This window comes from Streptomyces sp. 351MFTsu5.1 (assembly GCF_000383655.1).
GTDB lineage: Bacteria > Actinomycetota > Actinomycetes > Streptomycetales > Streptomycetaceae > Streptomyces > Streptomyces griseorubiginosus.
The window spans coordinates 20,320-38,217 of record NZ_KB911805.1 but is presented as its reverse complement, the minus strand read 5'-3'; the positions used below and the strand labels follow the sequence as shown (position 1 = coordinate 38,217).

Sequence of the window (17,898 nt, the reverse complement as noted above, 5' to 3'; positions counted from 1 at the left end):
GCTTTCCTTCCGGGAATTACTTGGTGAGGTGCTCAGGGCCGAAGGCCTGCGGGAGCATCTCGGAGAGCGGCAGGATCCCCTCCGGGGTCTCCAGGAGGAGATCGGCGCCGCCGAACTCGTAGAGCAGCTGGCGGCAGCGGCCGCACGGGACGAGGACCTCGCCCCGGCCGTCCACACAGGTGAAGTGCGTGAGGCGGCCGCCTCCGGTGTTCTGCAGCTCCGAGACCAGACCGCACTCGGCGCACAGGCCGAGGCCGTAGGAGGCGTTCTCGACGTTGCAGCCGGTGATGGTGCGGCCGTCGTCGACCAGGGCGGCGACGCCGACCGGGTAGCCGGAGTACGGGGCGTACGCCCGGGACATGGCGTCCCGGGCCGCAGCCCGCAGCGCACCCCAGTCGACGCCCGTCACTTGCCCTGGCCCTTCCGGTAGCGCATGCCGTCCGCCTTGGGCATCCGCAGGCGCTGCGCGGACAGCGACAGCACCAGCAGGGTGACGACGTACGGGGTGGCGCCCACGAAGTCGCTCGGGACCTCGTCGGTGACCAGGTACCAGACCAGGACGCCCGCGGCCACCAGGAGGCTGATGCCGCCCTGCCAGTGCGCCTTCTTGTACAGCTTCCAGCCGGCCATCGCCAGCAGCAGCACGAACAGCAGGAGCAGCAGCGCGTGGACGGTCTCGCCGCCGTTGCGCAGCTGGAGCGCGTCGGAGTAGCCGAACAGGCCCGCGCCCATGGCGAGGCCGCCGGGCCGCCAGTTGCCGAAGATCATGGCGGCGAGACCGATGTAACCGCGTCCGCCGGTCTGGCCCTCGAGGTAGGTGTGCGAGGTGACCAGCGCGAGGAAGGCGCCACCGAGACCGGCGAGGCCGCCGGAGACGGCCACGGCCACGTACTTGTACTTGTAGACGTTGACGCCGAGGGACTCCGCGGCGATCGGGTTCTCGCCGCAGGAGCGCAGGCGCAGACCGAACGCGGTGCGCCACAGCAGCCACCAGCTGCCGACGAACAGCGCGAACGCGATGACCGTCACCACGGACAGGTCGGTGACCAGGCCGCCGAGGATGCCGGCGATGTCGGAGATCAGGAACCAGTGGTGGTTCTCGATGGAGTGCAGTCCGCTGGACAGGCCCGGGATGTCGAAGTTGGGCAGGGAGTCGACCGGCGGGGACTGCTTGGGGTTGCCGCCCGCCTCGGCCGCCTTGCCGTCGACGAAGAACAGCTTGGCGAGGTACTGGGTGGTGCCGAGCGCGAGGAGGTTGATGGCCACACCGGAGACGATGTGGTCGACGCCGAAGGTGACGGTGGCGACCGCGTGCAGCAGACCGCCGACGACGCCGAAGCCGACACCGCACAGCAGGCCGAGCCAGGGGCTGGACTGCCAGCCGATCCAGCCGGCGCCGAAGGTTCCGAGGATCATCATGCCCTCGAGGCCGATGTTGACCACGCCGGAGCGCTCGGACCACAGACCGGCGAGACCGGCGAGGCCGATCGGCACGGCGAGGCTGAGGGCGGCGGAGACCTGGCCCTCGGAGGTGAGCTGGTCGGAGCCGGAGATGACGCGGACCGCGGCGACGAGCAGCAGCGCGCCGGCGACGATCATCAGGATCTGGCCGAACGAGCGGCCCGACCGGGCGGCGGAGTCCGCCTTGGGTGCCGCGGGGGGCGGCGTCTCGGTCATCGTGGCAGTCATCACGCCACCTCCTGCTTCTGGGTCGGGGTGGCGGCCTGGGCGGCGAGCTCGGCGCCGACCCGCTGCTGCTGACGCTTGAGTCCGTAGCGTCGTACGACCTCGTAGGCGATGACGACGCACAGGACGATGACGCCCTGGATCACGCCGAGGATCTCCTTGTCGTAGCCCTCGAACTCCAGGTGGTTGGTGGTGCGCTCCAGGAAGCCCCAGAGCAGGGCGCCGAGCGCGATGCCGACCGGGTTGTTGCGGCCGAGCAGGGCGATGGCGATACCGGTGAAGCCGATGCCGACGGGGAAGTCGTTGCTGAACTGGTGGCTGTCGTTGAGCAGGGTCGGCATACCGATCAGGCCGGCCACCGCGCCCGAGATCACCATGCTGGTGGCGATCATCTTCTTCACCGAGACACCGCTCGCGGAGGCGGCGGACTCGGACTGGCCGACCGTGCGCAGGTCGAAGCCGAAGCGGGTGCGGCCGAGCACGAACCAGTACGCGATGCCGACGATCACGGCGATCACGATGAAGCCCCACAGCTCGCCCGCGGCACCGGTGTCGATCTGGAAGAAGTACGACGACTCCGGCAGCGGCTTGGTGGAGACGACGGTGCCGCCGGCCTGGAGCTCGGCGAGCTTCCCGGGCTGGAGGAGGTAGGCGATGATCGCGGTGGCGATCGAGTTCAGCATGATCGTGGAGATGACCTCGCTGACCCCGCGGGTCACCTTGAGGACGCCCGCGATGGCCGCCCACAGGGCACCGGTGGCCATGGCGCACAGGATGATCAGCGGGATGGAGATCCAGCCCGGCGTGGTCAGCGCGCCGCCGAGGACCGCGGCGAAGAACGCGGCGATGCGGTACTGGCCGTCGACGCCGATGTTGAACAGGTTCATCCGGAAGCCGATGGCCACCGAGACACCCGCCAGGTAGTACGTCGTCGCCTTGTTGAGGATGTAGACCTGGCTGTCGCTCGCGGAGCCGTAGGTCAGCATGTCGCTGAACGCGGCGCCCGGGTTCTTGCCGGTGGCGAGGATGACCAGGGTGGTGACGACGAGCGCGGCGACGACCGCGAGCAGCGGGGCCGCGATGCCGAGGAGCAGCCGCTCCTTGTCGATGCGTTGGGTCAGCTTGTTCATCGGGCGTCCTCGTCGTCCTCGGCGGAGACCGCTGCGGAGTCGTCTGCGGAGCCCTCTGCGTGCTCCAGGTGGCCGGTGACCGCACCGGTCATGGCGGAGCCCAGCTCCTCGGGGGTGATGGTGGCGGGGTCGGCGTCGGCGACCAGCCGGCCGCGGTACATCACCCGCAGGGTGTCGGACAGGCCGATGAGCTCGTCCAGGTCGGCGGAGATCAGCAGCACGGCCAGGCCCTCGCGGCGGGCCTCGCGGATGTGGTCCCAGATCGCGGCCTGCGCGCCGACGTCCACACCGCGGGTGGGGTGGGCGGCGATGAGCAGTTTGGGCGCGTGGCTCATCTCGCGGCCGACGATCAGCTTCTGCTGGTTGCCGCCGGAGAGGGAGGCGGCGGTGACGTCGATACCGGGGGTGCGGACGTCGTACGCCTGGATGATGCGCTCGGTGTCGGTGCGGGCGCCCTTGATGTCGAGGAGCTGGCCGCGGGAGTTGGGCTTCTCGGTGACATGGCCGAGGATGCGGTTCTCCCACAGCGGCGCCTCGAGGAGCAGGCCGTGGCGGTGGCGGTCCTCGGGGATGTAGCCGACGCCGGCCTCGCGGCGGTGGCGGGTGGGGACGTGGGAGATGTCGGTGGCGTCGAGGGTGATCGTGCCGGCGTTCAGGGCACGGATGCCCATGATGGCCTCGACGAGCTCGGACTGGCCGTTGCCCTCGACGCCGGCGATGCCGAGGACCTCGCCCTTGTGGATGGTGAAGTCGATGTCGTCGAGGATGATGCGCTCGACGCCGTCGAGGTCGGTCTGGGCCAGGCGCAGGCCGTCCACCTTGAGCAGCGGGACGTCCGTGACCGTGGACTCCTCGGTCGCCGGCGTGGGCAGTTCGCTGCCGACCATGAGCTCGGCGAGCTGCTTGGTCGTGGTGCCGGCGGGCTCGACGGTGCCGACGGTGGTGCCGCGGCGGATGACGGTGATCTCGTCGGCCACCGACAGGACCTCGCCGAGCTTGTGCGAGATGAAGATGACGGTGAGGCCCTCGGCCTTGAGCTCGCGCAGGTTGTCGAAGAGCGCGTCGACCTCCTGGGGCACGAGGACGGCGGTGGGCTCGTCGAGGATGAGGGTCTTGGCGCCGCGGTAGAGGACCTTGAGGATCTCCACGCGCTGGCGGTCGGCGACGCCGAGCTCCTCCAGGAGGACGTCGGGGCGGACGTTCAGGCTGTACGCGTCGGAGATCTCGCGGACCTTCGCGCGGGCGTTGGCGCCGATGCCGTACAGCTTCTCGGCGCCCAGGACGACGTTCTCCAGGACGGTGAGGTTGTCGGCGAGCATGAAGTGCTGGTGCACCATGCCGATGCCGCGGCCGATGGCGTCGGCGGGGGTGTGGAAGGTGACCGTCTCGCCGTTGACCGTGATGGTGCCCTCGTCCGGCTGCTGCATGCCGTAGAGGATCTTCATCAGGGTGGACTTGCCGGCACCGTTCTCACCGCACAGGGCGTGCACGGTGCCCGTGCGGACGGTGATGTCGATGTCCTTGTTGGCGACGACGCCTGGGAATCGCTTGGTGATGCCGCGCAGTTCGACGGCAGCGGGAGGGCTGGACGCGTTGATGGCGCACTCTCCTCGGGGAAAAGGGGCTGCGTAGGGGAGGGCAGGCGTCGGCGACGCTAGCGCGGCAACTCCGTGCTACACGCGTAGAGTTGACACATTGTTATGGCTCGACGAGGGGGTTGTCGAGGCCCCCTCGCCGAGCCCGGGTTCCGGCGGGAACCGTCAGGTCAGCTGGTCTTGACCGTGATGGTGCCGTCGACGATCTTCTTCTTCGCGGCGTCCAGCTGCGGCTGGATGTCGTCGATGAAGCCACCGCTGGTGGAGAGGCCGACACCACCCTTGGCGAGGGAGTAGAGCTGGTTGCCGGTCAGCGGCTTGCCCTCGTGGACGGACTTGATGAAGTCGTAGACACCGACGTCGACGTTCTTGACCATCGAGGTCAGGATCGAGTTCTTGAACTTGGCCAGACCCGGGATGTTGTACTGGTCCGAGTCCACGCCGATGGCCCAGGCGCCCTTGACGCCGGAGACGGCCTCGATCGAGCCGTTGCCGGAGGAGCCGGCCGCGGCGTAGATCACGTCGGCGCCGTTGTCGAGCATGCCGGACGCGGCCTCCTTGCCCTTGGCGGGGTCGGCGAAGCCGGAGAAGTCCGAGCCGTGGGTCAGGTACTGGACGTCGACCTTGACCTTGGGGTTGGTGTCCTTGACGCCCTGGGCGTAGCCCGCCTCGAACTTCTTGATCAGCGGGGTGTCCACGCCGCCGATGAAGCCGACGTGGTCCTTCTTGGTCTTCAGCGCCGCGGCGACACCGGCCAGGTAGGAGCCCTGCTCCTCGGTGAACGTGATGCTGTCGACGTTCGGGGACTTCGCGACCGAGTCGATGAGGCCGAAGTTGACCTTCGGGTACTTGGGGGCGACCTTGTCGACCGAGGTGGCGTAGGAGAAGCCGACGGCAACGATCGGGTTGTAGCCGGCGTCCGCCAGGTCGGTCAGACGCTGCTCACGGTCGGCCTCGGTGTCGGAGCTCTTGGCGGTCAGCTCCTTGATGGAGCCGCCGAACTCCTTCGCCGCCTTGTCGGCACCGCGCGCGGCGGAGTCGTTGAAGGAGCGGTCACCACGGCCGCCGACGTCGTAGGCGAGACCGATCTTGATGCCGCCCTTGCCGCCGCCGGACGACGAGGAGGACGAGCTGTCGTTCTCGGAGGAGGTGCTGCCACACGCGGTGGCAGTCAGTGCGAGAGCTGCGGTGGCGATACACGCAGCAGAAAGCTTGGCTACCCGGCGCACGGGAGGCTCCTTCACCTGACCTGAGCGCCTTGTCGGCGCTTCATGTGAGCACCATGCCAGTGCTCGGGCCTGGACGCCCCTGCGGCGTCGGCTTCGCGGCATCGTAACGCGCGTAGATGTCGGAAACAGACCTCTTCCGAAGCCGTTATCGATTCGAGGCAAACAGGGTCTGAACTGAGGGTCTTCGGCCTTCGCACAGCGGGATTGCGAAGAGTGCACGATTGGCTTACGAGCATGTTGCGCCGGGCGGCGGAACGGCCCCCGAGGGGGCCGTTCGTCTGCGTCGGGGCGGGATCGGCGGGCGGCGTCGAGCAGGGCGGACCGTTGTCCGGCCACCGGGCCGGGTCAGCTCGCGGCGTCGAGCAGGGCCGCCGCCGTGAACATCTCCACGCCCACGGTGATCGCGGACTCGTCGGCGTCGAAGTCGCCCTGGTGGAGGTCGCGCACGGTCCGCTCCCCCGGCGTCCGCACGCCGAGGCGGGCCATGGCGCCCGGCACCTGCTGGAGGTACCAGGAGAAGTCCTCGCCACCCAGGCTCTGCTCGGTGCTCTCGACGGAGTCGGCTCCGCGCCGGGCCGTCATGGCCGCACGGATCAGCCCGGTCACCTCGGCGTCGTTGACCACGGGCGGGACACCGCGCACGTAGTTGATCTCGGACTTGGCCCCGTGCAGATTGGCGACCTCGTCGATCGCGGCCACGACGACGTCCGGGGCCTGCCGCCAGGTGTCCAGGTCGAGGCAGCGCACGGTCCCGGAGAGCTCGGCGTGCTGCGGGATGACGTTCGGGGCGTGCCCCGACTCGATCCGGCCCCAGGTCACGGCGAGCCCGGCCCGGGTGTCGACGCGCCGGCCGACGATCGCGGGCACGTCGGTGACGACACGGGCGGCGGCGGTGACGAGGTCGGTGGTGAGGTGCGGCCGGGCGGTGTGCCCGCCGGGGCCGTTCAGCGCGATCTCCAGCCGGTCGCAGGCGGAGGTGATGGCACCGGTCCGCAGCCCGATCTTCCCGGCGTCGACGCGGGGGTCGCAGTGCACCGCGATGATCTTCCCGACGCCTTCCAGCACCCCGCAGTCGATGGCGTCGGCGGCGCCGCCGGGCAGCACTTCCTCGGCGGGCTGGAAGAGCAGTCGTACGGGCCGGGGCAGCAGCCCCTTCCTGTCCAGCTCGGCGAGGACGAGACCGGCGCCCAGTACGACGGTCGTATGAACGTCATGCCCACAGGCGTGCGCGCGATCCGGCACCGTCGAACGGTACGAGCACTCGGTCTTCGTGTCCGGGATGGGCAGGCCGTCGATGTCGGCACGCAGCGCGAGCATGGGCCTCTGCCCGTCCCACTCGCCGATGTCACAGACGAGCCCGGTCCCCATGGCGAGCACACGGGGCTTCAGCCCTGCCCGCTCCAGCCGCTCCTTGATCGCCGCGGTGGTGCGGAACTCCTGGTTGCCGAGCTCCGGGTGCATGTGCAGGTCACGACGGAAGTGGACGAGTTCGGCGTGCAGCGCGTCACTCAGCACGCCGGGAAGCACGGCTTCCCCGGGCAGATCGACCTCGGACTCCAGTGACATCAGTTGCTTCACCCTCTAAAGGGTAGGACGCCGGGGCGACCGACCGACCCGAGATCAACAAAACTTCAACCCTCACCGGGAAGAAAATGTGGCCGCGCGACGCATGGATACGTTTTGAGGTGGGTAGGAACCTCTTTTCCCACACATACCATGCTGCGCATACCCCCGGTGGTTCTGTTCATCTGTCGAAACGGGATCGGAACGGAGTGGGGGCGAGGCGGGGACGGCGTGCCGGAACGGTCACGACCGGTTGTGGGGAGCGATGTCGCAGGTGGGCGGTGGAGTGGGTGGGGGATCCCCGACTTCGACGGCCCCCCTCTGTCGACTACGTCACTCCGGACGGCGCTCGGCAGAGCTCTGACCGAACAGTTGGATTCACCTGCCCGGCTGAGCCCCCGCGACCGCGCACCCCACCCCGGCCCACGACCCGACCGGCCCAAGCATCAGCCCACCCGGGCCCCCACCCCTCCCCGGCCGCCCGCTCGCTTCTCCCCCGTGCTGGAGTGAGCCGAGTCAAGGGTGGCCCGGAGGGCCATCGCCGAAGGCGACGCGCGAGCGCCCGTTACTCGGCTCACGGAGGCACGACACTGCCGAGGAAGCGGGCGGTCCGACGGCCACGTCTAGGCCGCGGCCAGCTCGCACCACACGTACTTGCCCCGGTTGCCGTGTCTGGCCAACGGCTGCCACCCCCACAGATCCGCACACGCCGCGACCAATGCCAGCCCCCTCCCCTCCTCCCCCAGCACCTCCAACTCCCCCGGCGGCGGCGGAGGTTCGGGATCCGCGTCCCACGCCCCGATCCGCAACACCCCCGCCGCCCACCGCACCCGCAGCGCGGCCGGACCCTTCGTGTGCCGTACGGCATTGGAGACCAACTCCGCCGCGAGCAGCTCCGCGGTGTCCACCAGGCGGATCAGGCCGTGCATCGTCAGGACGAGACGGAGGGTTCTGCGGGCGACTGTGACGGCTCGGAGGTCGTTGGGGATGTACAGGGTGTACTCCCAGGGGTCGGCTGAGGACATGGGTCAACTCCGGACCGGTGAGCGGGGGTTGGGTGCGGTGGCGGTGCCGCGGCCGTCATGGCAGGACGGAGCGGTGCACTTCCGCAGAGTGTGCGTTACGTGACTGACAGTAGACCTGCAATTCCAGGTCTAGCAATCAGATCGCGTAGTCTGAACCCGAAAGAGTCGCGCCCGCAGGCGTGTTGATTCCGAGGAGCACTCCATGGCGGGACTGAGGCAGGAACCCACCGCACGGCAGATGCGACTGGGATCCGAGCTCCGTAGGCTTCGAGAGGAGGCCGGCCTCAGCGGAAGGGAAGCAGCAGCCCTGCTCGGGGTCAGCTCCGGCCAGATCAGCCAGATCGAATTCGCCCAGACCGGGGTGAGCGAGAAGCGCCTGCGCAGTATGGCGGCGAACTACGCCTGCTCCGACGAGGAGTTGATTGCAGCCCTGGTACGGATGGCCACCGACCGGACACGTGGCTGGTGGGAGGAGTACCGGGAGCAGTTGCCCACGCCGTTCCTGGACCTCGCCGAGCTGGAACACAACGCCACCTTCCGATGGGACGTGGACCTGCTGCACGTATCGGGCCTCCTGCAGACCGAGGACTACGCACGGGCACTCTTCTCAACCCGCATCCCAGAACTCCCGACTGAAGAAAGAGAGTTGCGCGTACGGCATCGCAGGCAGCGTCAAGCAATCCTCGAAGGGCCAACACCGACCCCATACCAGGCGGTGATCCACGAGGCAGCGCTACACATCAGGGTCGGCGGCCGGACCACCTCGCAAACCCAGCTCGCGAGCATCCTGGAGCTGTCCGAGGCGGAGCACATCACCGTCCGGGTCATCCCGTTCGCCCTGGAACGCTTCGACGACACCGGTAGCGCGATGATCTACGCCGGTGGCGACATCCCGAAACTGGACACGGTCGTCCGCGACGGACCCCACAGCACAGCGTTCATCGACGCCGAGGCCCAACTCGGTGTGTTCCGAACGCTCTTCCGTAGAGTAGAAGCTGCGTCACTCGACCCCGAACAGTCACGCGACCTGATCCACAATCTGGCCAAGGAACTGTGAGGAACCTGATGAGCACTCTCGAGCACTGGCGGAAGTCCTCCTACTCCGGCGGCGGCGACGGCAACGCCTGCGTAGAGATCGCCACCCGCCCCACGCGGATAGCCGTCCGCGACTCCAAGAACCCGGCCGGAGCAGTCCTCACGTTCCCCCCGACCCCCTTCACCGCCTTCCTCGAAGCTCTGAAGTCTGGGCGCCCCGCCCCTCAATGACGCCGCCGATTTCGTGGAAGAAGTCGTCCTACTCAGGCGGAGGCGAGGGCAACGACTGCATGGAGATAGCGGACCTGTGCTCCCGCGTAGCCGTCCGTGACTCGAAAGCCCCCACCAGGGCCACCCTCACCTTCCCGGCCGGGACTTTCGCCGCCTTCCTCGACGCCCTGAAGTCCCCACACCCGACCCCCCGATGACCGTCAGGGAAACTCCACCCGCCGCTCCGAGACGCCCCGCTAGGGTCGGCCCGTGACCGCCGAGACTCCCGACTTCATACGGGCCACCCGCACCGCGTACGACACGATCGCCGAGCCCTACACGGAGCAGTTCTCCGACTGGGCCGGTATCCCCACGCTGGACAGAGCGCAGATCACCGGCTTCGCGGAGTTGGTGAAGGAGCAGGGGAAGGGCCCGGTGGCCGACGTCGGAAGCGGCCCGGGTCACGTGACCGCGGCGCTCCACGCCCTCGGTGTCCCGGTCTTCGGCGTGGACGTCTCCCCGAGGATGGTGGAGCTGGCCCGCCGGGCTCACCCGGACCTCCGCTTCCACGTGGGTTCGATGACGTCGCTGGACCTGCCGGCGGAGACGCTCGGCGGCATCACGGCCCTCTACTCGATCATCCACGTCCCCGACGACCACCTCCCGACGGCCTTCGCCGAGTTCCACCGCGTCCTCGCCCCCGGCGCCCACGCCCTGATCGGCTTCCAGTACGAGCCCGGCGGCACCCACATGCACCTCGACGAACGCTTCGGCCACAAGATCTCCCTGGACTACTGGCTGCGCGCGCCGGAGACGGTGGCAGCGCCGCTGGCCAAGGCGGGTTTCCAGGTCATCCTCCGAGTGCTCAGGGAGCCCCTTGGCGAGGAGAAGTTGTCTCGGGCGTACTTGGTGGCGCGGAAACCGGCATAGGACGGCATCGGCACGACCCGTGGTCGACGACCGGACGATCTGGTACGCCATGACAGCACCGGTGGAGGCGCTACCGGAAGGGAATGTTGAGCCAAGGGCTGCCCGGGTCCGAGGCAAGGATTTTGTGGACCGTGACCATTTCCTGATACCAACTGCCGAACTTCTCGTCGTCGAAGTGCAGACAGCGGCCCAGGATGAACCCCCTGGAGAAGTCCTCCCAGGATTCGTAGCAATGGGCCGCTCGGCGTCCGGCCTCGACAACGGCTGCCTCTGCCTCCGGCAGGTCGCAGTAACGGGTACTCAGGCCCCAGCGGGCCATGCAGGAGGCCCGCCCGAGGTCCCAGGCGTCCGCAGAGCGAATGTACTGGTCCTCCCGAAGGATGCCGTCGGCTCGCATGCGGTCCTCGTAGCGGGTGATACGGCCGATGAGTTGCTGGATCTCCTTGATGCGGGTCTCGGCTTCAGCGAAGGGTGCGGGAACAGCCCCGCCCTCCGCTCGGCGGTACAGGACGCGGCCGGCGGCATCGCACCAGTCGCCGGTCTCGACATGTCCGCCGGACTCGCGGGCGATGGCGCGGCGGAGACCGAGTGCGAACTCCCAGTCCGGGCGCGCGCCTTCAGTGGCCAGCAGGGCACGCTGCTGGGCCTGCCATTCCTGGTGGCTGGTGATGCCCCACCCGGAGCGCAGCATCCGGCGATCAGCGCGGTATCCGTGGCCGTGGTACGCCAAGGCGTTCCAGAACCGGCCCTGGTGGACGATGAGATGGGCACCGCAGGCCAGGCCGCCGTGAGCCACGGGTCCCACCAGCGGGGCACCGACCCGCAGGGTCCGCAGCTCCGCCTCGTCCGAGGGGCCGTCGTTCTCCTTGGCGTACCGGATCCACGCCCAGGAATGGGGTGGCGCGGTCGGCAGGAATGCCTCGCACGGAGTGTCCGGGTTCACGACGATGGTCGCCGGATAACTGGAGTTCAGGTCCTGTGCGATCCACTTGAGCTTTTTCCAGTCAAAGACGCGGTCCGGTTCGGGCGCGGGCAGCACACCCTCGGTGTAGACCGGCCAGACCCACCCTCCGACGACCCGGGGATCCCGCCTGAACGGCACGAGACCACGAGTGAACCTGGCGTCCTCCTCCTTCCTGCCCACCTCGAAGTACAGCCGGTTCCGCGCGAGGGTTTCGAAGTAAGCAGGCCAGTCCTCACGCGACTTGGCGTCCAGCAGCGCTTGCTCGACTCCCGAGGGGGGACTCCAGGTTGGGGGTGGCGGGCCGAAACCTGCAGGAGGAGGACCGATCGGCATACGCTGTGAATACCTCGAAAGTAGTTCGATCGACTAGGGCAGTCTCTGCTCACAGAAATCACCAGGAGTAGTAAACCGGTACCCCAGATTTTTCATCCGAGAAGGGGATCCCACTGCCCCCTGGAGAGAAGACATAACGGGAATTCTCTGCGTCGTATTCGATGTTTATATCTGCAGCCGCCAAGCCGAACTCTTCCCGCACCCAGCCCTCCATGGCCAGGGCAGCCACTTCGGGAACGTAGTCACTGAGCGGAAAGGAGAACGAGTGCACCTTTACGACGAGCCCCTGCGGATGCATTTCATTCAACCGCTCCGAATGCAGAGACAAACCGTACGCCATCCAGGCGACATCACGCCAGTGCAGCGGCGACCCAGGTAGTTCCAGCCAGATCTTCGCTTGGATTTGGATGGACGACCGCGGCTCCATAACAGAGGTTTCGACCTCTGCGGTGATGTCGGCAAGCAGCCCGCCGATCGGGCTCCGTTTTCTGTAGCGGAACGTCTTCACTGCCAGACCCCTCTCAGTTCAAAAACTCCAGCAGGTGGAACACTCTCCGGCTGAAAAAGTGCTCGTCTCCCATGCCGGTATGGCCACGTATGTAATCGTACCCATGAGGTTCCCCGGCACCATACAGTCGGCTGTGCCGGTCCACGAAAGCCTCGGCATCACCCGGGGACATGCCGACAATGTCGGCTCTACGCATTCCTTCGAAATCGGTGCCTGACACTCTGAATTTCAGGATCTCCACATCGGCCCCTCGCCCGCGGAGGCGTTCAGCGTAGGCCAACGCCTCCGCCTCGGAGCCCCACGAGTAGACGCCTTCCCCGTACTGCCCCCTGATGTCTTCCGCCGGCCAGGGTTCCCCACCATTCCGGAGCCTTTCAGCGTCCGCTCGACTTTGCACGGTGTGGAATTCTTGACACGGCGTCAGCCCGAGGGGATCACTCCAGGAATGTGGATTATGGACGTAGGTGACGGGGTTCGGAGAGGGCGTGAGCCCGAGGGGGTCAGGAGTGGCATATCGGGCCGACTCCGGGTCGTAATGGCGGAAGTAGTTGTAGTGCAGCCCCGTTTCGGGGTCGTAGTACTGGCCCGGGAAGCGCAGCGGGGTGTAGGCCGTGCTGTCCGTGGCCCAGGCCGTTGTGCCCCACAGGGTGCTGCGAGTGCGCCAAGCGATCTCGCCCTGCTCGTCGATGAGTTCCGTGGGCGTGCCGACCAGGTCTGTGACGATCGCGAAGAAGCGCGAGTCGATCTCCTGTTGCGGGGCCTCGGCGGAGGTAAGGCGTTCCGTCTGGGACAAGGGGTGCAGACCCTGGTGGTCCCAAGTCAGGGTTACCGGGTGGGGAGCGGACGGGGACCTCGTCGTCTGTTCGCAGAGCGTTGTGCCGTCCCACGTGAAGTCCACTTGTTCCAGGACCGATTCGCCGTCCGGAGCCAGGCGTTGCTTCGCGATGCGGCGGCCCAGCGGGTCGTAGCGGTAGCGCCAGCGCGTGCCGTCCGGGGTGGTCACCGACGTCAGGCGGTCCTCCGCGTCCCACTCGTAGCGCCACGTGTCCGGCTTGCGCGAGAGGCGGGTTTTCTGGCGGAGGGTGACGCGGCCCGCTTCGTCGTGTTCGTAGCGGACGGAGCCGGCTCGGGTGATGCGGGTGCCCACGTACTCCCGGGTGCCGGTCGACTCGCTGCCCGGGTGTTCCGTCGGCCAGGAGGCTGCGGTCTGGTTGCCCGCGTCGTCGTACGCGTACGTCTCCGTCCAGTTCGCCGCGTGGACCGCCGTCACACGGCCAACGACATCGACGTCGAACCGGCGTGTGCCGTTGAGGGCGTCGTCGACGGCCGTGAGGTTGCCGTCGGGGCGGTAGGTGTACGTGCGGTGCTGGAGGCGGGTGCCGGCCCGCCCCACCAGGTCCTGTTTCGTCAGGCGGCCCAGAGGGTCGAAGGACTGGGTCAGGGTCACCGACTCACCTATGTGGCGGGCCAGTTCGCGGCCCGCCTCGTCGTGCGTGAAGGTGAGGGTGCGGCCCGACACCACCATGTCGGTGCGGTTGCCCGACGCGTCGTACGACCAGGCGGTGGTGGCACCCGTCGGAGTGCGTCGGCCGATGCGTCGCCCCAGGTCGTCGTAGGCGTAGGTGATCACGCGATCGTTGACCGATTCCGCCAGGACGCGGCCCGCTTCGTCCCGTTGGAGGGTCAGCGTCGCGTCCGGGCCTGTCGCCTCGGTCAGGGCGCCGGTCAGGTCGTACGCGTATGTCGTGACCGCTCCGGCCGCGTCCTTGCGGAGCACCTGGCCGAGGACGTCCCTCGTGAAGTGGATCGAATCGCCGGAGGCCGTGGTGCTGGAGGTCAGTTGGCCTGCCGCGTCGTGGGTGTACGTCAGCATGCGGTCGTCGAAGTCCGTCTCCGCGACCAGGCGGCCTGCCGCGTCGTAGGCGTAACTCCACTTCAGGCCCTGTGGGTTCGTCACCTGCGTCAGGCGCAGTTCCGTGTCGTGGGTGAACTCGTAGCGGACACCGTCCGGGCCCGTGCGGGCCGCCAGCAGGTCGAAGTGGGTGTACTCGTAGCGGGAGACCGCGCCCGACGCGTCCGTGTGGGCTGTGCAGTTGCCCTCTCCGTCGTACGTCCAGGATTCCGTGGTGCCGTCCGCGGCCGTACGGCGGGACAGGCGGCCCTCCACCGTCCATTCCAGGGTCGTCACCGCGCCCGTGGGGTCGGTGATCCTCACCGGGCGGCCGAAGGCGTCGCGTGAGTAGCGGGTCACGGCGCCCAGGGGGTCGGTGATCTCCAGGGGGAGGCCCGCCGCGTCGCAGCTCACACGCGACACGTTCCCGAGGGCGTTGGTGACGGATGCCAGGTGGCCCCGGTCGTCGTACGTGAAGCGGGTCGTCGCGCCCGAACTGTCCGTCACCGCCGTGCGGTTGCCGAACTCGTCGAATTCCTGGACGACATGGGTGCCGTCCACGCCGGTCACCGCGATCGGCAGGCCCTGGTCGTCGTAGGCGATGCTCGTGTAGTGGCCGTCGGGTCGGATCGCCAGGACCGTGCGGCCCGCCCCGTCGTAGGCGTAGCTCACCGTGCGGCCCAGCGGGTCGGTGACCGTGAGGGGGCGGTGGGCGCGGTCGTGGGTGGTGCGGGTCGTGGCGCCGTCCGGGGTGGTCACCGAGGTCACCTGTACGTCGCTGTTGATCTCGTACAGCGTGCTGTGGCCCAGGGAGTCGACCGCGGTGACGGTTCGGTGGCCCGTCGTCGGGTCCAGGTCGCCGTAGGTGTACCGGTAGCTCAGGTGGCCTGCCTCGCCGCCCTGGGAGACGCAGCGGTCCTCGTCGTCGTAGACGTAGTGGTACGAGGAGTTGTTCGTGTCCGTCCAGGCCGTGACGCGGCCGGTCGCGTCGTTGGTGAAGCGGGTGGGGAGGCCGGAGGACTTCGTCACCGACGACAGGTGGCCCCCGTCGTCGTAGCCGAAGCGGACCAGTTCGATGTCCTCGGACGAGGCCAGACGGAGGGACGTGATGCGGCCGCCCTCGGTCGTGATCCGCACGTGGTGGCCCGCCGAGTGCGCGATCCCCGTCGGGGCGCCCTCGCCGTCGTACTCGAAGGTCAGCCACTGGCTGCCCGAACGGTCGATGACCTGGGAGAGCAGGGCGATGCCGTTGCCGTCGCCGCCCGGACCCGCGAAGTCCCACACCTGCCCGGTGGCCGGGTCGGTGACCATGTAGTCGCCGTACTCGTCGACCGTCAGGGGGTGGCCCGCGCCCGCCAGGGGCAGGGTCGGGACTCCCGGGGCCGGGTGCGGGTACGCCAGCAGGGAGCCGTCCTCGCGGACGAAGACGACTCCCTCGGCGTCGATCTCCAGCCGCTGGTCGGCCGTCGACGTCCAGCACGGGCCGAACCAGCGGCCCGCCCGGTACGACGACTCGAACTGGCGGGAGAAGACCAGCGGGAGACGGGCGGGGAGCGACACGTCCGTCTGGGGCAGGGACATCCGGCCGGTGGCCATGTCGATCGGGTCGCTGCCGAAGATCTTGCACTTGAGTTCCCGGGCGACGTCCATCAGGCCCCGGCGCGTGCCGTTGCGCGCCGCTCCGGTGGCCGCGTCCTTGGCCACCCCGCGCAGAGCATCCCGCGCAGCCGCCCGGCCCACACCCCCCGCGCCCTTCCCGCCGATCAAGTTCGACGCCAGGTAGCCCATCGCGTCCCCGGGGTCGCTCGACCACCCCGTCCCCAGGATCGACATCGGCAGGCGCTCGGGGTGGGCCGCCGTGCCCACCAGGCCCGCCAGCAGCATCGAGGAGTTCTTCGACCACTCGCCGGGGTGGGTGAGGTTGTAGGGGTCCAGCGGGTTCACCGTGCGGGCCAGTTTCAGGACGTCCGTGCCGCCCCGCACCAAACCGCCCAGGACGTGGACCGAGTTGATCTGGGTGCCTACGAACAGGTCCGCCGCGTCCGCGCCCATGCGGTCGGTGAACTCCGGCTTCGGTGGGGCGGATTCCAGGGCGGCGGCCATCTTGCGGCGGGCCTCGTCGGCGGCTTCCCCGCGCCGGTTGCGGGCGTGCGTCAGGATCTCCTGCGCCTCCTCCCGGCCCGCCGTGCCCGGGTCGACGTACTCGCCCGGGTCGGTCGGTCTGACCCCCGGGTCCTGGCCCGCCGACGCCTTCGCGTTGTACTGCTCCGCCGCTCGCGTGTACGCCTTCGCCTCGGCGTCGTACGCCTCCTGTGCCTTGCGGCTGGTCTCCTGCGCCCGGCGGTACGTCTCGATCGCCGTCTGCGCCTGCCCCTGCGCCCAGGTCACCATCTCGGCGTACGAGTCCAGCGCCCCCGCCGCCGCCGTGCAGGCGTCCGCCGCCGTCAGCCACTGCTTGGGCTGGACGTCGAACTTCGCGCGGAACGCGTCCGCCGCCTTGCCGCGCCATTCGCCCGGGTCGAGGGAGCGCATGCCCTGGCCGACGTTCTCGAAGGCCGTCGCGAACTTCCGCAGGTGGCCTGCCCGTTCGCGGAGCGCGCCCACGCTGCCGTGGATCAGTTCCCTCGGGTCCTCGGTCTCGCCCAGGGCGCGTTCCGCGACCGTGCCGCCCAGGCGGTTGTTGACGCTCTCGCCCACGTCGCGGACCTTCTCGGCCGCGCCGTCCGCGCCCACGTCCGACAGGAGCCCCGCCGCCTTGTCCGTACCCCAGTTGACCGCCTCGCCGACGCCCTTGTTCAGGCCGTCGGCCGCGCTCTCCAGACCGTCGCCGAAGTCGTCGACCAGGTCCCCGAAGCCCATCAGTCCTCACCCTCGGCGGAGTCGGGCGGTCCGCTCCACTGCCAGTCCGTCCGCGGGTCGAGGAACGCGTCCGGTGTCACCGTCGAGGTCGACACGTCCTCCGCCGCCTGCGACCAGGCCGCCTTGACCTCGTCCTGGCCGGCCGTGAACGACTCCGCGCTGTAGTCCGCGTGCGCCGCCTGGGAGAGGGGGTTGTCCTTCAGCGTCTCCGACCAGGAACGTTCCTTCACCTCGTCCGGGGAGAGGTACGGGTTGCCCGTGCCCGCCGTCCACACCGTCTTCAGGGTGTCGGCGACGTACTGCTCCTGCTCGTGGTAAATCCCCGCCGACAGGCCCAGCCGGCCCGCGAACTCGTTCGCGTCCTGCATCAGGGAGCGCACGCCCCAGCCCCAGCGGTCGCAGAAGTCCCCGAAGACCTGCTGGAGGCCGTCGTCGCCGGCTTCCAGGCCGGTCATGGACAAGCCGTCGAAGCCGCGGCCCAGGTTCGCCTCGATGTCGAAGCCGAACTCCTTCAGCTCCGCCATGGCCTGGTTGATGCCACGGGTGATCCGTTCCATCGCCTCCGGATCGACCTGATAGCCGTCGCTCACGCCGCCCCAGCTCCTTCCGGAACAGAGTCCACGGCCACCGCGTCCGGCACGATCCCCGTCACCGGCGGCAGGACGAAGCCCGCCTCGCTGCCCGCGTCCACCGCGACACCGGTCGGGCCGTCCACCCTCGGGATCACCTGGTCCAGCAGGCGGGCACCGAACACCGGCACCCATGCGGGCACGTCCTCGGCCCTCGCCTCGGCGAACCGTTCCAAGGCGGTGACGTCCGTGAACGCAAACAGCCAGCGGATGCCGCCCGCGTCCGCCGACAGCAGCGCGCCGTCGACCACCGGCACCAGGAGCTCCCTGCGTCGGAACTCCCCCACGAGCTCCCGCGGTTCGTCCACTCC

General features: G+C 68.8%; 16 protein-coding genes. 4 read left to right on the top strand and 12 right to left on the bottom strand.

The features are described 5' to 3' along the window. Positions 1 to 16: 16 nt before the first annotated feature. From H295_RS0141340 to H295_RS0141310, 7 genes are all read right to left on the bottom strand, one after another. A complete protein-coding gene (locus H295_RS0141340) occupies positions 17 to 409 on the bottom strand; it encodes a cytidine deaminase (protein ID WP_020141239.1) in 393 nt (130 codons plus the stop codon). Continuing rightward, on the bottom strand, positions 406 to 1,689 hold the full coding sequence (locus tag H295_RS0141335; RefSeq protein ID WP_020141238.1) for an ABC transporter permease: 1,284 nt from the start codon (positions 1,687 to 1,689) through the stop codon (positions 406 to 408). The genes H295_RS0141340 and H295_RS0141335 overlap by 4 nt, the downstream gene beginning before the upstream one ends. Next, positions 1,689 to 2,816, bottom strand: a complete 1,128-nt coding sequence (locus H295_RS0141330; protein ID WP_020141237.1) for an ABC transporter permease — start codon at positions 2,814 to 2,816, stop codon at positions 1,689 to 1,691. Before H295_RS0141330 ends, H295_RS0141335 begins: the two co-directional genes overlap by 1 nt. After that, a complete protein-coding gene (locus H295_RS44470) occupies positions 2,813 to 4,306 on the bottom strand; it encodes an ATP-binding cassette domain-containing protein (RefSeq protein ID WP_020141236.1) in 1,494 nt (497 codons plus the stop codon). Before H295_RS44470 ends, H295_RS0141330 begins: the two co-directional genes overlap by 4 nt. Before the next feature lie 275 nt (positions 4,307 to 4,581). Then, positions 4,582 to 5,640, bottom strand: coding sequence for a BMP family lipoprotein (locus H295_RS0141320; protein WP_020141235.1), 1,059 nt, complete (start codon positions 5,638 to 5,640; stop codon positions 4,582 to 4,584). Positions 5,641 to 5,985: 345 nt separating this feature from the next. Further along, on the bottom strand, positions 5,986 to 7,206 hold the full coding sequence (locus H295_RS0141315; RefSeq protein ID WP_020141234.1) for a M20 family metallopeptidase: 1,221 nt from the start codon (positions 7,204 to 7,206) through the stop codon (positions 5,986 to 5,988). Positions 7,207 to 7,826: 620 nt separating this feature from the next. Beyond that, positions 7,827 to 8,228: an ATP-binding protein gene (locus H295_RS0141310; RefSeq protein ID WP_020141233.1), complete on the bottom strand. Its 402-nt coding sequence runs from the start codon at positions 8,226 to 8,228 to the stop codon at positions 7,827 to 7,829. Positions 8,229 to 8,430: 202 nt separating this feature from the next. On the opposite strand from H295_RS0141310, the gene H295_RS0141305 reads away from it, so the two are divergent. Genes H295_RS0141305 through H295_RS0141290 form a run of 4 tightly spaced genes read left to right on the top strand, consistent with a single transcriptional unit; the run spans position 8,431 to position 10,403 of the window. After that, the gene (locus tag H295_RS0141305) at positions 8,431 to 9,285 is read left to right on the top strand and encodes a helix-turn-helix domain-containing protein (RefSeq protein WP_020141232.1); all 855 of its coding nucleotides are present in this window, start codon (positions 8,431 to 8,433) and stop codon (positions 9,283 to 9,285) included. Between the two features lie 8 nt (positions 9,286 to 9,293). Next, the gene (locus H295_RS0141300; RefSeq protein ID WP_043218863.1) at positions 9,294 to 9,494 is read left to right on the top strand and encodes a DUF397 domain-containing protein; all 201 of its coding nucleotides are present in this window, start codon (positions 9,294 to 9,296) and stop codon (positions 9,492 to 9,494) included. Continuing rightward, positions 9,491 to 9,691, top strand: a complete 201-nt coding sequence (locus H295_RS46360; protein ID WP_028810218.1) for a DUF397 domain-containing protein — start codon at positions 9,491 to 9,493, stop codon at positions 9,689 to 9,691. Before H295_RS0141300 ends, H295_RS46360 begins: the two co-directional genes overlap by 4 nt. Before the next feature lie 52 nt (positions 9,692 to 9,743). Continuing rightward, a complete protein-coding gene (locus H295_RS0141290; protein ID WP_020141230.1) occupies positions 9,744 to 10,403 on the top strand; it encodes a class I SAM-dependent methyltransferase in 660 nt (219 codons plus the stop codon). Between the two features lie 70 nt (positions 10,404 to 10,473). On the opposite strand, the gene H295_RS0141285 is transcribed toward H295_RS0141290, so the two are convergent. The 5 genes from H295_RS0141285 to H295_RS0141265 form a co-directional block, all read right to left on the bottom strand. Continuing rightward, positions 10,474 to 11,505 carry a DUF1266 domain-containing protein gene (locus tag H295_RS0141285; protein WP_020141229.1) on the bottom strand — a complete coding sequence of 344 codons (1,032 nt, stop codon included), beginning with the start codon at positions 11,503 to 11,505 and terminating at the stop codon, positions 10,474 to 10,476. Between the two features lie 253 nt (positions 11,506 to 11,758). After that, positions 11,759 to 12,208, bottom strand: coding sequence for a hypothetical protein (locus H295_RS0141280; protein ID WP_020141228.1), 450 nt, complete (start codon positions 12,206 to 12,208; stop codon positions 11,759 to 11,761). A gap of 13 nt (positions 12,209 to 12,221) precedes the next feature. Continuing rightward, positions 12,222 to 16,958 (bottom strand): putative T7SS-secreted protein, encoded by a 4,737-nt coding sequence (locus H295_RS0141275; RefSeq protein WP_020141227.1) that lies wholly within the window; start codon positions 16,956 to 16,958, stop codon positions 12,222 to 12,224. Next, positions 16,958 to 17,548, bottom strand: a complete 591-nt coding sequence (locus H295_RS44465) for a hypothetical protein (protein WP_020141226.1) — start codon at positions 17,546 to 17,548, stop codon at positions 16,958 to 16,960. The genes H295_RS0141275 and H295_RS44465 overlap by 1 nt, the downstream gene beginning before the upstream one ends. Continuing rightward, complete coding sequence (locus tag H295_RS0141265) at positions 17,545 to 17,895, bottom strand: SseB family protein (protein WP_020141225.1); 351 nt, start codon at positions 17,893 to 17,895, stop codon at positions 17,545 to 17,547. The genes H295_RS44465 and H295_RS0141265 overlap by 4 nt, the downstream gene beginning before the upstream one ends. Positions 17,896 to 17,898: the final 3 nt, after the last annotated feature.